Source organism: Rhodanobacter sp. K2T2 (assembly GCF_013408815.1).
GTDB lineage: Bacteria > Pseudomonadota > Gammaproteobacteria > Xanthomonadales > Rhodanobacteraceae > Rhodanobacter.
Window position 1 is genome coordinate 133759 of sequence record NZ_JACCCA010000007.1, and the last position, 16542, is coordinate 150300.

Here is a 16542-nt window from a genome sequence, read left to right on the forward strand (position 1 = left end):
CGCGCGCCGCGCGCCGGCCCCGGCTTTCGCCGTGGGCCGGCGCGCATCTCAGGCGGCGCGCGGCTGGTCGTGCCGTGGACTGTCCAGGTTCGGCAGAAATACGGTAATCAGGCCCATCAGCGGCAGGTATGCGCATATTTGGTAGACGTACTCGATGCCGTGGCTGTCCGCGACGTGGCCCAGTACCGCCGCACCGATGCCGCCCATGCCGAAGGCGAAGCCGAAAAACAGCCCGGAAACCATGCCGACGCGACCGGGAATAAGCTCCTGCGCGTAGACCAGAATGGCCGAGAACGCCGAGGACAGGATCAGTCCGATGATCACGGTCAGCACGCCGGTCCAGAACAGGTCGACGTGGGGCAGCAGCAGGGTGAATGGCGCCACGCCGAGGATCGAGGCCCAGATCACCCACTTGCGTCCGATGCGATCGCCGACCGGGCCGCCGATCAGCGACCCGGCCGCGACCGCGAACAGAAACACGAACAGATGGACCTGAGCGCTCTGCACCGACGCGCCGAACCGGTGGATCAGATAAAACGTGTAATAGCTGCTGAGGCTGGCCAGATAGAAATACTTCGAGAAGATCAGCAGGCCGAGGATGCCCATCGCCAGCGTTACCTTGCGCAGAGGGAGCGAGTGCGTCGTTGCCGGCGCCCGCCGCCCGACCTGCTGCAGATGCTGCTGCCGATACCAGCGGCTGACCTGCAGCAGCACTACGATCGCCAGCAAGGCCGCCAGCGAAAACCACGCCACGCTGCCGCGCCCGTGCGGCACGATGATCCAGGCCGCTAGCAGCGGCCCCAGCGATGCGCCCGTATTGCCGCCGACCTGAAACAGCGACTGGGCCAGGCCGTGACGTCCGCCCGAGGCCATCCGCGCTACCCGCGAGGATTCCGGGTGGAACACCGACGAGCCCGTACCGACCAGCGCGGCGGCCAGCAGCAGCACGGAAAAATGCGGTGCCAGGGCCAGCAAGATCAAGCCGCACAGGGTAAACCCCATGCCCAGCGGCAATGAATACGGCATCGGGCGGCGGTCGGTGAACAGGCCTACCAAGGGCTGCAGCAGCGACGCGGTGATCTGGTAGGTGAGGGTGATCAGCCCGATCTGGCCGAAATCGAGCGCGAAATCGTGCTTGAGAATCGGATAGATGGCCAGGATCAACGACTGGATCATGTCGTTGAGCAAGTGCGAAAAACTGATCGCGCCAAGAATGCCGAAATCGGTACGGTCGCGGGTTGCCGCCGCGGTCGGTGCCGCCGTCACGGGCAAGGGCGACAGGGGGAAAGGATCAACGCGTGTCTGCATGGTCAACTCGATCAATGGGAGCCGGAGAGCCGGCGGCGCCGGTCGTTGCGCCGGCGACTGCGTCACCATAGAGTGCCGCGTGGCGGCCCGCATTCATGCATGGGCCAACAATCATCGAATCCGGGCCAGACCATGCGCAATACCCGTATCGACGCCTACGAAGACACGCCGCGCGACGTGCTCGCTACCGCCAACGACTATCCTACACAGGCCTTGCTGCCGCCGCACGCGCACCGGCGCGGCCAGTTGCTGCATGCCGTCGCCGGCGTGGTCACCGTGCACACGGCGGCGGGCAGTTGGGTGATGCCGCCGCGGCGCGCGCTGTGGATTCCCCCCGGCGTCGTGCACGAGGTGCAGCTGCGCGGTTCGGTGTCGATCATGAGCGTTTACGTGCACCATGCGGCGGCCGCTGCGGCGGGCTTGTCCACGACATGCCGGGTTATCGAGGTATCGCCGTTGCTGCACGCGCTGCTGCTGGAGGCGGTCGACCTGCCCGCCGAATACGCCCTGGATGGGCGCGATGGGCGGCTGATGGCCTTGCTGCTGGACGAGATCGGCAACATGCCGGAGCTGCCGCTGAGCACGCCGCTGCCGCGCGAGCGCCGGCTGGCGGCGCTGTGCCGCGCGCTGATCGACGCGCCTTCGCTGGAGATCGGCATCGACCAGATAGCGGCACGCGCCGGTATGAGTCGACGCAGTTTCACCCGGGCGTTCCGCGCACAGACCGGCATGAGCTTCGCCGCCTGGCGCCAGCAGGCCTGCCTGCTGGCCGCGCTGACCCGGCTCGATCGCGGCGAATCGATCACGCAGGTAGCCATGGATCTGGGCTACGGTAGCGCCAGCGCGTTCACCGCGGCGTTCCATCGCGTGCTGGGCGCCGCCCCAAGCCGCTATCTGGCATCCCACGAACGCGCCGCTCGCAGCGGCGCGGGCAGCTGAACCGGGGATTCGCTCGTCGGCTAGCACGCCGCGGGTTCATCGGTTTGTCAAAGTCCTGCGGCAAGCTGGTGAAGCCATCACCCGCTGCGGTATACCGCACTTGCACGCGACCGCGGGTTACCATCCCCCCAGCTGCACCCACGGGCCGGACACACGACCTGCCCGACGGACTATTGGACTGTACCGATGAACACCCGCATTATCCGCGAGGCCTTGCCGACCGATGCCTCCGTGCCGGCGGCCAACGATGCCGAGCCGTCCGTACCGACGCCGGTCGATCTGGCCGACAAGCGGCTCTACATCCACCGCGAGCTGTCCCAGCTGCAGTTCAATATCCGCGTGCTCGACCAGGCGCTGGACGAGCGCACGCCGCTGCTCGAACGGCTGAAGTTTCTGCTGATCTTCTCCAGCAACATGGACGAGTTTTTCGAGATCCGCGTGGCCGGGCTGAAGGGTCAGATTGCGCTGGATCACGAGATGATCGGCCCGGACGGCATCGCGCCGCGCCAGGCGCTGGCCGAGATCAGCAAAATCGCCCATCAGCAGATCGAGCGGCAGTACGGCATCCTCAACGAACGCATTCTGCCGGCGCTGGTCGACAAGGGCATCCGCATCGTTCGGCGACTGCAGTGGTCGCACAAGCAGAAGCTGTGGGTGCGCCGCTATTTCCGCGATGAGGTCGCGCCGCTGATCACGCCGATCGGGCTCGATCCCACCCATCCGTTTCCGCTGCTGGTCAACAAGAGCCTCAACTTCATCGTGCGGCTGGAGGGCATCGATGCGTTCGGCCGAGACTCCGGCCTGGCCATCGTGCCGGCGCCGCGTGTGCTGCCGCGCCTGATCCGCGTGCCCGAGGCGATCTGCGAGGGCGGCGACAAATATGTGCTGCTGTCGTCGATCATCCACGCCCACGTCGATGAGCTGTTCCCCGGCATGAAGGTGCTGGGCTGCTACCAGTTCCGCCTGACCCGCAACGCCGACCTCAGCCTCGATTCCGAAGACATCGAAGATCTCGCGCTGGCCTTGCGTGGCGAGTTGTACTCACGCCGCTTCGGCGACGCGGTGCGGCTGGAAGTGGCCGACAACTGCCCGAAGGAGCTGATCGACTACCTGCTCAAGCAGTATGGCCTGGCCGAGTCGGAGCTGTATGAAGTCAACGGCCCGGTCAACCTGGCGCGGCTGTTCCGCATCGCCAGCGAGGCCGGCTACCCCGAACTGCAGTACCCGGCATTTACGCCGACGCTGCCCAAGACACTCAAGCACGCCGAAGATCTGTTTCAGGTAATCGGCAAGCAGGACGTGCTGCTGCTGCATCCGTACGAATCGTTTGCGCCGGTGGTCGACCTGCTGCGGCAGGCGGCCAAGGATCCGCAGGTGCTGGCGATCAAGCAGACGCTGTATCGCACCGGGGCCAAATCCGAAATCGTCGACGCCCTGGTCGACGCCGCGCGCGCCGGCAAGGAAGTCACCGCCGTGGTCGAGTTGCGCGCGCGCTTCGACGAGGAATCGAATCTCTCGCTGGCTTCGCGTCTGCAGCAGGCGGGCGCGATGGTGATCTACGGCGTCGTCGGCGTAAAGACACATGCCAAGCTGATGCTGATCCAGCGCCGCGAAGGCAGCGAGCTGGTGCGCTACGCGCATCTGGGCACCGGCAATTACCACACCGGCAACGCGCGGCTGTACACCGACTACAGCCTGCTCACCTCCGACCAGGTGCTGTGCGACGACGTGCACAAACTCTTCAGTCAGCTCACCGGCATGGGCAAGGTGCTGCGCATGAAAAAGCTGCTGCATGCGCCGTTCACGCTGAAAAAGACCCTGCTCGAACTGATCGCGCGTGAAACCGCGAACGCCGAGGCCGGCAAGCCTGCACACATCATCATCAAGGTCAACGCGCTGACCGAGCCCAAACTGATACGCGCTTTCTACAAGGCCAGCATCGCCGGCGTGCAGATCGACCTGATCGTGCGCGGCGTCTGCTGCCTGCGACCGGGCGTGGAAGGCGTGTCGCAGAATATCCGCGTGCGATCGGTCATCGGCCGCTTTCTCGAGCACAGCCGCGTCTACTGGTTCGCCAACGACGGCGAACCGCTGCTCTATCTGGCCAGCGCCGACCTGATGGAGCGCAACCTCGATCGCCGCGTCGAAACCGCGTTCCCGATCCAGGGCAAAAAACTCCAGCAGCGCGTACGCAGCGCGCTCGATCTCTACCTCGCCGACAACACCAGCGCGATGCTGTTGCAGCCCGACGGGCAGTACGTTCGGGCGCCGTTAGCCGAGGGCGATACGCCGCGCAATGTGCAGGTTCAGCTGCTGGAAAAACTCTGCAACGTGGGTGCGCCTGTTGTCCATTGACGCATGCGGTGCTGGACGTTTATGGCGTGGCTTTCATCATCATTTGACGATGAAAAGATCGCAGATGCTCTGCACCGAGCTAAACATTTTTGCAGCAGGCATTTGAACTAACGCGTTTGCATGCGTAGATGCAAACGCGCGAAAAGATTCGCTTGCAAGTTGGAATGGCCCATGCAGCACCGGATGTGTCGGCATAATCTTACGCGACGACGCGCAACATCCTTACGTTGAGCGTTTGCTATAAAGCACGACGAGTGGTTCGATAGCTTCCTTGCAGACAGCCGTCTTGCAACGCTGCTATAAATTTTTCGAAAGGGGCGCTCGCGGAATCAGTGAGCCAATAGCCAACCGCCGCAACGGCGATCAGGGAGCCACATGTCAGGGATGAACATCCATATCTGGAAAAATATCGGCGCACGCCGAGCACTGCTTTTATGGCTTGCTCTGGTCCTGCAGATCGGATGGACTTTGCCAGGTTATGCCAATGACTACTGGGGGCCGCCCTATGCTTCATATTCAGGAAACAATACCCCTTATCCGACTATACAGGCGGCCGTCAATGCGGCGGCGGGGCCTTTATATGCGGATATTGGACAAAATCCCCCGTTTGGCACGGATTGTGTCCACGTCACTTGCACTGTCGTCATCCAGTATCTCGATCCCACCGCATCTGGAACAAAGGGCCTGGTGGCAGAAGTAGGACTCTCCGTTGGCGGCGCCGCGCCGAATGGAGTTGCTATACATGCAACCGATAACTCTGACAGCCCGCGCAAAAATATGGGCGGATGCAACATCTGCACTGGCAGCATTGGTACTTCTGGAGGCGATGCCAACCCGCATGGAGGCGTCGGAGATGGCGCAAAAAAGAGCGCTGGCGTAAATGTCGGCACAACCCTGGAAGGCGACCCGATCAATGCCGCCAACGGCAATGAATTCCGACAGGACACGGACTTTCAAATTTCCCCATGGCTGACCTTTCGGCGCTTTTATAACAGCGCAACTTACGTGCCATCGGCGGAATTGGGCATGCAGTGGCGCCACTCGTTCGATCGCTCGTTGGAAGTACTTCAGTCCAGCGCTGGTAGCGGCGGCATCAATACGCTGGTTCTCGACCGACCCGACGGCAGCGGCGAGCAGTTCAAACAGAGCAATGGCCTTTGGGTGGCCGACGCCGATACGCCGGACACGCTCACCCAACAGAACGATGCGAGCGGTAATCCCCTCAGCTACTCCGTTTTCATCGCGGCACTGCGCCAGACCGAAACCTACAGTGCGGCTGGCCTGCTACAAAGCGTCACCGATGAAACCGGGCAAGGCATTACGCTGACCTATAGCAACGCCTCGACTCCCGCCACGGTAGCACCGAGCGCTAACTTGTTGCTGACCGTTACGGACCCGAACGGTCGTACCATCGCCTTTACTTACGATAGTAGTGCGCGCGCCAGCACCGTCACCTTGCCTGACGGCGGCGTACTGACATATGGCTACGACACCAATAATCGCCTTGTGTCCGAGCAATATCCGGATGGCAAGACTCGTCAGTATGTCTACAACGAATCATCGCTGAACGGAAATTATAGCCAGCCGAGGTTGTTGACTGGCGTTATCGATGAAGCGGGAATTCGTTACGAAAGCACCGGCTATGACAATCAAGGTCACGCTATCTCTTCTAGCTTCGCCGGAGGCGTCGATAACACTGCCTTCAGTTACAACTACGGTTACAACGGTGCCGGCAATCTTGTGGTCAACTCAGCCACGTTGACCACACCTTTAGGGACGTCAACTACCATAAGCAAGCAGGACGATGGCTTTGGCGCCTTGAAAGGCAATGGCAGTTCATCGCCATGCGGTACGCAATGCAATCAGTTATGGAAGGCGCGGACTTACGACGCCAACGGTTATCCGGCGTCCTATACCGACTTCAACAACGTCCTCACCAAAACCACCTACGACGCCAACGGCCTACTCGATCAACAGATCGATGCGTCCGGTACGACCAGCCAGCGCACCACGACGACCACCTGGAATATCCCGCTGCGCGTGCCACTGACCCGCACTGTGGTCGACAACAACGGCAACACCGTGGCGCAGATGGCGTGGGTCTACAACGCGGCCGGCCAGCCCACGGCGCAGTGTCAGATGGACCCGATGATCGCCGCTGCCTCGTCCTACACCTGCGCCACCACCGGCACGCCGCCCAGCGGCGTACGCCGTTCGACGGCCACCTATTGCACCGCCGTCGACACGGTGCAGTGTCCGATTGTCGGCCTGCTGTTGACCACCACCGGCCCGCGCACGGATCTGACCGACGTCACCACCTACGCCTATTACCTGACCGACAGCGCCACGTCGAAACACGGCGACCTGCAGTCGATCACCAATGCGCTGGGTCACGTGACGACGTACGCCAGCTACGACGGCGCTGGCCGTGTCACCCGCACGATCGATCCCAACGGGGTGATCACCGATGTGACCTATACCCCCCGTGGCTGGCTGCAGACGAAAACTGTGCGCGCACTGGCCAGCGGCGCCGCCTCGTCGGCGGACGCCACGACGACGATCGCCTACACGGCTTACGGCGCCGTCTCGTCGGTCACCGACGCCGATGGCGTGATCACGACCTACGGCTACGACGCGGCCCATCGCCTCACCAGCATCACCGATGCCTTGGGTAATACCCTCCAGTACACGCTGGACGCGTCGGGCAACCGAACCAAGGAACAGACGTTCACCGCCGCCGGCGTCGCCACGCGCACGCTCAGCCGCAAGTTCAACACCCTAGGCCAGCTCACCGCGATCACCGATGGCCTGAACCAGACCGTGTTCAATGCCGGCACCAGCGGCAACTACGACGCCAACGGTAATCTGGTGCAGTCCGCCGATGCGCTGGGCTATCAACGCAAGCGCGGTTACGACGCGTTGAACCGCTTGGTCAGCACCATCGACAACTACAACGGCACCGATACGGCGACCAAAAACACCACCAGCAGCATGACCTACGATGCGCTGGATCGACTCACCGGCGTCACCGATCCGAGCAGCCTCACGACCACCTACGCCTACGACGGCCTGGGCAACGGCAAGACGCTGCAAAGCCCGGACACCGGCACCAGCACCGATACCTTCGATGCGGCCGGCAATCGTCTGACCCATACCGACGCCAAAGGCGTGGTCGGCACCTCGACCTACGATGCTCTCGATCGTCCGAGCAGCACCAGCTATACCGACACCACGCTCAACGTCGCCTATCACTACGATGAGGCCAACGCCGTCACCGGCTGTACGGTGTCGAGCCCGGTGGGCCGCCTCACGCGTGTGATCGAGAACGCCGTCACCACCACCTACTGCTACGACATCCGCGGCAACGTCATTCAAAAGCGCCAGCAGCTGGGTACCACGCTGGACACCACCAGCTACAGCTACACCCTGGCGGATCGTCTGCAGACGACGGTTAATCCCGACAGCACGGCGACCACGTACAGTCGCGATGCGGACGGCCGCGTGACGAGCGTGACGGTATCGCCGCCGATGGGCGCGGCGGTCACGGCCGTCAATGCCATCGCCTATCGACCGTTCGGGCCGGTCAGCAGCTACACGCTGGGCAATGGCCAGGTCATTACCCGCGCCTACGATGCGAACGACGCGTTGACCGACCTCACCAGTCCGGCGCTGAACCTGCACTTCGCGCGCGATGCGATGGGCGATATCACTGCCGAAAGTGCTGCTGCGGGCGCCAACCCTGCGACCGAAACCTACAGCTACGATCCGTTGTATCGACTCACCGCTATCGCCGATGGCACGACCGCGGTCGAAGGCTTGACCTACAACCCGACCGGCGATCGTCTGAGCAAGACCGGCAGCGGTCTTGCCGTCGGCAGTTACACGTACACCAGCGGCACCCACCAGCTCAGTGGCATCGGCACGGCGGCCCGCACATCCGACGCCAACGGCAACACCACGGCCAGCGCCAGCGCCGGCCAAACCTGGGGCTACGGCTACAACGGCCGCAACCGCCTCACCGTGGTGCAGGCCAACGGCTCGACCGTGGGCACCTACACCTACAACGCCATGGGCCAGCGTATCCAGAAGGTCGCCACGTCGCCGACAGCGATCACACAGCGCTACGCCTACGATGAGCAGAGCCATCTGATTGGCGAATACACCAGCGCCAACAACCGCGACACGATCTGGATGGGTGATGTTCCGGTGGCTACGGTGGATACGGCGGGAGCAACGAGTACGGTCAACTACGTCACTGCCGATCACATGGGCACGCCGCGCGCGGTGAGTAACGGCAGCGGCACGACGATCTGGTCTTTGCCCTATGTAGGGAATGCGTTCGAGGAGCTGTCGCCCACCTCAACGAACGGGTATGTGCTCAATCTGAGGTCCGCCGGCGAGTACTATGACGCCGAGTCGGGCTTGAATAGCAACGGCTACCGCATTCGCGAACAGGCCAGTTGGCGCTTCTTGCAGAGTGACCCGAAAGGACTGGCCGCTGGCATGAGCACGTATGCCGCTGTTGAAAACAACCCGCTCAGTAATATCGATCCGCTAGGCTTGGATGACACGCAATGCATGTACAACCCAGCTTCTTGTGGAATGGCCGATAATTTACCCGCTGCGGTTCCGGTGCCACAGGTATTGGTGGATTACTCGGCGGGATTGGGCGATGCGGCGTCTCTTGGTGTAACAGGTTTGATTCGTGATGCCATGGGGACTAATAACGAAGTAGACGAATGCTCCACGGCCTATAAGGTGGGCGGATGGTCATCATTCGCTCTTGGTGCCGGCCGACTCGCCTATGCTGGCTTAGCAAAAGCCGGTGCTGAAGCTGCTGCTTCCGGTCTTGAAGCCAGTGCTTTCAGGTCAGGACTTAGGAAAGCATTTGGTGGTGGAGATAGTTTCAGGCCGCCGAATTTGTCCAAGTACGCGACCGACGATGCGTTGCGGGCAGCAGCAGGAAGGACAAACCCCCTTGGAAATGCTTTGGGGGCGGGTGCGGCGGCAACTGGTGCATATGAAGGGAGCGGGGCCAAATGCCGTTGTCAAAAATAGTTATTTTTGTTGAGGCTGAAACATTATGAGAATATTTCCCACTGGCGAAAAGGATGGTCGTGCGATTGCCTTTGAAATTGAGAATGTATACGTGTCGCGTAAGGCGATCTCGCAACTTCTCAAGCAGGCAGACGGAGTCTCGAACGTCAAGTTAGGGGGACATTTCAGTTCTTCCAACGATATTCGTATCGAGTTCCAGTATCTCGGGTGCGACTATATGGTCTGGGAGCCCTTTGGGGACAACAGCCGATATTGGATTGGGCCGAAGAATCCGGAAGAAAGCGTTGCTGATGCCAAGGGCTTGGAGGATATCTTCAAGAGTTACCACCCGCCATTTTATCGATCGTTGCTCGGTGATTTGCTAACTCTTCGGATATTTCGGCGTGCCGTTGATCGTCACTGACGGCGAGTGAATACCCGCTATGCACCTACTGACGCTACGCGCCCGCCAAGCAGCGGGCGATGGTTCGCCGTGGGCTCGCCCGCCGGTGGCGCGCCATCCGCCGCGGCAAGTTCTCGGTGTCGTGTTGTCATTGAAGGGTTCGCCGGCGAGTACTACGACGCCGAGTCGGGCTTGAATAGCAACGGCTATCGCACTCGCGAGCAGGCCAGCTGGCGCTTCTTGCAGAGCGATTCGAGCAGCATGACCTACGATGCGCTGGATCGACTCACCGGCGTCACCGATCCGAGCAGCCTCACGACGACTTACACCTACGACGGCCTGGGCAACGGCAAGACGCTGCAAAGCCCGGACACCGGCACCAGCACCGATACCTTCGATGCGGCCGGCAATCGTCTGACCCATACCGACGCCAAAGGCGTGGTCAGCACCTCGACCTACGATGCTCTCGATCGTCCGAGCAGCACCAGCTATACCGACACCACGCTCAACGTCGCCTACCATTACGACGAGGCTAACGCGGTCACCGGTTGTAGCGTGTCGAGCCCGGTGGGGCGATTAACGCGAGTGGTCGAGAATGCGGTTACCACCACCTACTGCTACGACATCCGCGGCAACGTCATTCAAAAGCGCCAGCAGCTGGGTACCACGCTGGACACCACCAGCTACAGCTACACCCTGGCGGATCGTCTGCAGACGACGGTTAATCCCGACAGCACGGCGACCACGTACAGTCGCGATGCGGATGGCCGTGTGACCAGCATCGCGGTATCGCCGCCGATGGGCGCGGCGGTCACTGCCGTCAATGCCATCGACTATCGCCCGTTCGGGCCGGTCAGCAGCTACACGCTGGGCAACGGCCAGGTGATTACCCGCGCCTACGACGCGAACGACGCGTTGACCGACCTCACCAGTCCGGCGCTGAACCTGCACTTCGCCCGCGATGCAATGGGCAATATCAACGCCGAAGGCGCCGCCGCGGGCGCTAATCCCGCAACAGAAACCTACAGCTACGATCCGTTGTACCGACTCACCGCCATCGCCGATGGCACGGCCGCGATCGAAGGCCTGACCTACAACCCGACCGGCGATCGTCTGAGCAAGACCGGTAGCGGCCTGGGCGTCGGCAGCTACACGTACGCCAGCGGCACCCACCGGCTCAGCGGTATCGGCACCGCAGCCCGCACATCCGACGCCAACGGCAACACCACGGCCAGCGCCAGCGCCGGGCAGACCTGGGGCTACGGCTACAACGGCCGCAACCGCCTCACGGTGGTGCAGGCCAACGGCTCGACCGTCGGCACCTACACCTACAACGCCATGGGCCAGCGTATCCAGAAGGTCGCCACGTCGCCGACAGTGATCACACAGCGCTACGCCTACGACGAACAGAGCCACCTGATTGGCGAATACGCCAGCGCCAACAACCGCGACACGATCTGGTTAGGCGATGTGCCGGTGGCTACGGTGGATACCGCAGGCGCAACGAGCACCATTGCCTATGTGACCGCCGATCAGCTGGGTACGCCGCGGGCGGTGAGTAACAGTGCAGGGGTGACGATCTGGTCGTGGCCGTATGTGGGCAATCCGTTTGGAGAGTCGGCGCCGATATCGACTGCTGGGTATGTGCTTAATTTGAGGTATCCCGGCCAATACTTCGACGTTGAAACGGGTCTGAATTACAACGTTAACCGGATATACGAACCAGCGACCGGTCGATACATCCAGAGCGACCCTATTGGACTGGACGGGGGCATCAACACATACCTCTATGCGGGTGCCACGCCCCTAACTGAATTTGATCCCCTTGGTCTTCGTCCTCCTACACCAAGCGAAATTACTTTCCTCAGGAGCATCTTCGGAAGATGCTTTGACGCAAGCAAGCTGGATATAAACAAAAGACTATTCGGGAGTCGTGCATGGTCACCGTACGACCACAAAGTGAACTTGCCAGGGAGTGATTTTGTCGGCGGAAGTTCTGACAACTCCGTGAACATTGGCGATCCCTATATTGCTTCGATCCTCGCTCATGAAACGTTGCATACATGGCAGAGAGATCAAGGAGCGAACGTCACGACAAGCGAAATAGGGCCGCAAATTGCAGCCTCCCTTGGTGGATCAGACCCGTATTCGTATGATCAGTCCATGACCGATCCGGCCGCAAACCTTACGCAATTTCAGGCGCTGTTCAACGGCAAGAGTTACGAGGCACAAGCGCAAATGTGGCAGGACTACGTATATTCCAAACTAACTGGTGGAGACGTCGGCAAATGGTCACAGGTATCAAACTACGTCCAATCGCATTCTTCTTGCGGCTGCCAGTGACCACAATTTTATGGCCGCTAGTTGCGGTGCTTGTCGTCGTCTTGTGCGCTTGTACTGCGCCTGGAAAAGGGGTTAAGGCAGAGGGCGGGTATGCCGCAGCTGTGCCTGTTATTGCGGCGTTGGAGGCATATCACCAGGCAAACATTGCGTATCCAACATCGTTAGATCAATTGGTGCCTAAGTTCATAGCTGGCGACAAACTCATAGCTAAGTTGCCTGGCAACACCGACACTCCGTTCAAATACAGGCAGGTCGAGAAAAGCTATGAGCTCTCTTTCTCGTACACCGGTCCCGGTACGAATCAATGTGTGTATAGAGCGCCCACGAAAGCGTGGAAGTGCTACGGGGGCTACTAGAGAGTCACAATCACGATTGCTGCTTGCAAACTCAACTTGCGACGCCGGCCAGTACTACGATGCGGAGTCAGGTTTGGTGGACAATATCAATCGAATTTACGAACAGGGTTCTGGTCGTTATCTACAATCAGATCCGCTGGGTCTTGCGGCAGGTATGTCTACTTATGCGTATGTCAGCGGAAATCCTCTATCGAGCACAGACCCCAATGGGCTATTGGCGACGGTTCGAGTAAACGGCAATACCGTCACCGTGACTATACCAATAAGCTATGTAGGGCCTGGAGTAACGCCTCAACTCACGGAAATGTGGAATCAATCTATTGCGCAAACGTGGTCGGGGACATTTGGACAATATAACGTGACAACAAATGTAATACCTGGTGGTCCTGGTATTGCAAACACAAATACAATAACTGTTCCAGCGGGAATAGGGCGATCCGAAACTGTTGTGGATGGTAACGCCGGCACTTGGTATGCGCTTGATCAAACGGGAACTCCAAACCCATGGACTGCTGCCCATGAAGCCGGTCATTTAATGGGTCTTGAGGATCAGTACATAGATTTTTGTTCGAATGGAAAGACTATATCTATGCCGTATTGGGGCTTTGATAACGATATTATGGGTGCTACCACCGCCCCGGTTACCTCTTCGGATATACAAGGGGTTATTAACGCTCATAAACATTGGTGGCAACGATGAATTGCGTACCCTATCTAGTTTTTGCTCTTTTACTTCTTTTCGGCAGTTCTGTAATGTCGGCAGAAGATGCTTGGCTGCAGCCTGCGCCAATTAATTTTTGGGGAAAGGATTGGCGGAAAATTCCAGCAGCCAACTATCTTGACCTTGGCGATGACCCTGTTGCAGTAAATATGCTTAAAGACGCCAAGTTTATTGTTGACACAAGCACTTCAGGACGATCACTGTCTCTGAATTGTAAACTACCAAGTAAACGATACTTAGTTCGATCCCTATTTTTAGGAAATATGAATAATGGTGTATACCAAAGCTCGAATGGCTTAATTATAACTGCTGCTTCATTCTCGGAGCCACGTGAACCATCCAACGGAGCCATTGCAACTTGCTTGACTGGCGATCCCGTTGATGTGCGTGGTAATACTAGCTTTGATAAGTAAGCGATTCAGAGGAGTTATCTTTAATAGGATGATTTAAGGTGACGTTCCCGTCCAGTGTCACGGTATAACGAGGCTAAGCAACTCCTTGCCGAATACGGCTCCACCGGCTGCGATGACACCTGGCTGGGCGATCTGCTGGTATCCGCTTTGGACAAAACGAGCAGTAATAACGTGATGTCCAGCATGGTTAACTGTGCGGTGGCTGACCCACTTGTTGCTCCCGGAGTTGCGGCCAAAGGCGGGAGGTATCGTCGCCTGGTGTTGCCGTATGTGGGGAATGCATTGGAGGAGCTGTCGCCCACGTCAACGAGTGGTGCATGCTCTATCTGCAATCAAGCTGTAGTGCGTTTGCTGGATGACCGATCCCGAGAGATTGCGGCGCGGCGTGTGGTGATCGGCTATAACCGGGATAAATCATGATCTACAGACAGGCATGCGGCCTCTCATGCATGATTCACCGGTCGTTTTCACTCAGGGTCTGGCATTGAACAAGCGTGGTTCCCGTTCGGCGTTCCCGACGCGTGTGAGTGCGCAGGATGTCGCCGACAAGGCGGGCGTGTCGATTTCGGCGGTGTCGCGTACCTTTACCGAGGGCGCCAGCGTGTCGGCGAGCATGCGTGCGCGGGTCGAGGCGGCGGCGGAAGCGCTGGGCTTTCGGCCCAATCACGCCGCGCGCAGTCTGGTCACGGGCCGCACCGAGTTGATCGGGCTGGTGTCCAATCATTTTGCGAATCCGGCGTTTCTCGATGTGTTCGATCACTTTACCCGGCAATTGCAGGCGCGCGGCCTGCGGCCGCTGCTGGCCAATCTCGCCGAGCGCGGCGGCGCGGATGCGGCGCTGGAGATGATGCTGAAATACAACGTCGATGCGGTGCTGATCGCCACTTCGGCGCCGCCGGCCGGCTTTGCCGAACGCTGCGTGGAAGCAGGGCTGCCGGTGATGCATCTGTTCGGGCGCGGCGGCGGTCCGGTGTCGGTGCCGGTGGTGACGGTGGACAACGCGGCTGCCGGGGCCGCCGTGGGCGATCTGATGGTTTCGCGCGGGCTGCTAAGGCTGGCGTTTCTCGGCGCGTCGCGCACCGACGTGGCGTCGCGCGACCGCTGTCGCGGCTTCGAGCGCGCGCTGAAAAAACGGGGTGTCACGCTGGTGGCCAAACACTTCACCGGCGACTACTCGCACGAACACGGCCGGCTCGGTCTGCATGCGCTGCTCGATGCGTCGCCGGATATCGACGGCGTATTTTGTGCCGACGACATCATCGCGCTCGGCGCGATGGACGCGTGCCGCGAGCGCGGCGTCGCGGTGCCGACGTCCGTCAGCATCGTCGGCTTCGACGATATGCCGCTCGCGGCGTGGGCGTCTTATCGACTCACCACGGTGCGCCAGCCGATCGCCGCGATGATCGAGCAGGCCATCGCACAGATGGCGGCGTGGCTGCTCGAACCGGATCGGGTGCCTGCGTCAAACATTTTCACCAGCGAGATCGTCGAGCGCGACAGCCTGCGCGCTGACACGCCCGTCAAAGGTCGATCCAGCGCCGCTCGGCCGCCGACTGCAGCGCGGCGGCGATAACGCAGTCCACTTCGTGTCCCGCGCGAAAATCCGGCCACACGGATTGGCCGCTGCCGATCGCGCGGATGAAATCGCGCGCCTCGATCACGATCTGTTCGTTGTAACCGGTGCCGTGGCCGGGGCCTTGATTGAACGACGCATAGTCGGGATGGCCGGGCCGCATCAGAATCTTCTGAAAGCCCTGCCGTTCCAGCGGGCGACTCGCATCGAAAAGCCACAGCGCGTTCTGATCCTCCTGGTCGAAGGCGAGGGCGCCGCGCGTGCCGGTAATGCGATAGGTGTAGCCCATCTTGCGGCCGGCGGCGACGCGGCTGAAACCGAGCGTGCCGGTGGCGCCGCTGGCAAAGCGCAGCAGCAGCTGGCCGAGGTCGTCGTTGCCCACGGCCTCGTCGCCGTGAGGCCCGGCGCGTCGCGCGTGGACGATATGCGTATCGGCGACTAGTGAGCGGAGGGGGCCGGCGAGGCGCAGGCAAGCGTTGATCGCATGTGCGCCCACGTCGGCGAGCGCGCCAGCGGCCGTGGCCGTGCTCTCGCGCGTGCGCCAGCTGGCCGGCAGCTGCGCCGAATGCAGATAGTCCTCCACGTGCTCGGCCGCGATATGGATGACGTCGCCGATTTCGCCGGAGGCGATGATCTCGCGCGCCAACTGGCTGGCCGGCGTGCGGATGTAGTTGAAGCCGACCATATGCGCGACACCGGCCCGCTCGGCGGCTTCGGCCATCTGCAGCGATTCTTGCGGCGTGCAGCCCAGGGGCTTTTCGCAGAACACGTGCTTGCCTTGCGCGATGGCCGCCAGCGCCATCGGCAGATGCGTGCGCGGCGGGGTGGCGATCACCACGGCATCGATGTCGGGATCGTTCACCAGGGTCTGCCAGTCGCCGGTCGAACGCCGCCAGCCCCAGGCCTGCGCGTGCTCGCGCGCACCGGCCTCGGTAGAGGTGGCCAGCATCTCGCATACCGGTGACAGCGGGGTATCGAACACGGTTCGCACCGACTGCCATGCCAGCGTGTGCGCCTTGCCCATGTAGCCGGCACCGATCAGGCCGATTCGCAGCTGTGTCATCGCCATTCCTCGTAGGTGATTCGCCGACTCT

At 60.9% G+C, this 16542-nt stretch carries 10 protein-coding genes; 8 read left to right on the forward strand and 2 right to left on the reverse strand.

Translation table 11 applies throughout. The features are described from left to right. Nucleotides 1-48 precede the first annotated feature (48 nt). Nucleotides 49-1308: an MFS transporter gene (locus HDE78_RS12765; RefSeq protein WP_179480034.1), complete on the reverse strand. Its 1260-nt coding sequence runs from the start codon at nt 1306-1308 to the stop codon at nt 49-51. A gap of 99 nt (nt 1309-1407) precedes the next feature. Between HDE78_RS12765 and HDE78_RS12770 the strand changes: the two genes are divergently transcribed. The 8 genes from HDE78_RS12770 (at nt 1408) to HDE78_RS12805 (ending at nt 15448) form a co-directional block, all read left to right on the forward strand. Next, the gene (locus HDE78_RS12770; RefSeq protein WP_255457786.1) at nt 1408-2247 is read left to right on the forward strand and encodes a helix-turn-helix transcriptional regulator; all 840 of its coding nucleotides are present in this window, start codon (nt 1408-1410) and stop codon (nt 2245-2247) included. A 186-nt stretch (nt 2248-2433) separates the two neighbouring features. After that, the gene (gene ppk1 / locus HDE78_RS12775; protein WP_179480036.1) at nt 2434-4602 is read left to right on the forward strand and encodes a polyphosphate kinase 1; all 2169 of its coding nucleotides are present in this window, start codon (nt 2434-2436) and stop codon (nt 4600-4602) included. 777 nt (nt 4603-5379) lie between these two features. Beyond that, nucleotides 5380-9660 (forward strand): RHS repeat-associated core domain-containing protein, encoded by a 4281-nt coding sequence (locus HDE78_RS12780; protein ID WP_255457787.1) that lies wholly within the window; start codon nt 5380-5382, stop codon nt 9658-9660. Between the two features lie 25 nt (nt 9661-9685). Continuing rightward, nucleotides 9686-10063 (forward strand): hypothetical protein, encoded by a 378-nt coding sequence (locus HDE78_RS12785; protein WP_179480040.1) that lies wholly within the window; start codon nt 9686-9688, stop codon nt 10061-10063. 171 nt (nt 10064-10234) lie between these two features. Beyond that, a complete protein-coding gene (locus tag HDE78_RS12790) occupies nt 10235-12385 on the forward strand; it encodes an RHS repeat-associated core domain-containing protein (protein WP_179480041.1) in 2151 nt (716 codons plus the stop codon). Between the two features lie 264 nt (nt 12386-12649). Further along, nucleotides 12650-13441, forward strand: a complete 792-nt coding sequence (locus HDE78_RS12795) for an RHS repeat-associated core domain-containing protein (protein ID WP_179480043.1) — start codon at nt 12650-12652, stop codon at nt 13439-13441. 53 nt (nt 13442-13494) lie between these two features. Next, complete coding sequence (locus HDE78_RS12800; RefSeq protein WP_179480045.1) at nt 13495-13875, forward strand: hypothetical protein; 381 nt, start codon at nt 13495-13497, stop codon at nt 13873-13875. A gap of 445 nt (nt 13876-14320) precedes the next feature. Next, nucleotides 14321-15448: a LacI family DNA-binding transcriptional regulator gene (locus tag HDE78_RS12805; protein ID WP_179480047.1), complete on the forward strand. Its 1128-nt coding sequence runs from the start codon at nt 14321-14323 to the stop codon at nt 15446-15448. On the opposite strand, the gene HDE78_RS12810 is transcribed toward HDE78_RS12805, so the two are convergent. Beyond that, complete coding sequence (locus HDE78_RS12810; protein ID WP_179480049.1) at nt 15396-16511, reverse strand: Gfo/Idh/MocA family oxidoreductase; 1116 nt, start codon at nt 16509-16511, stop codon at nt 15396-15398. The two genes, HDE78_RS12805 and HDE78_RS12810, sit on opposite strands and share 53 nt — an antisense overlap. Nucleotides 16512-16542: the final 31 nt, after the last annotated feature.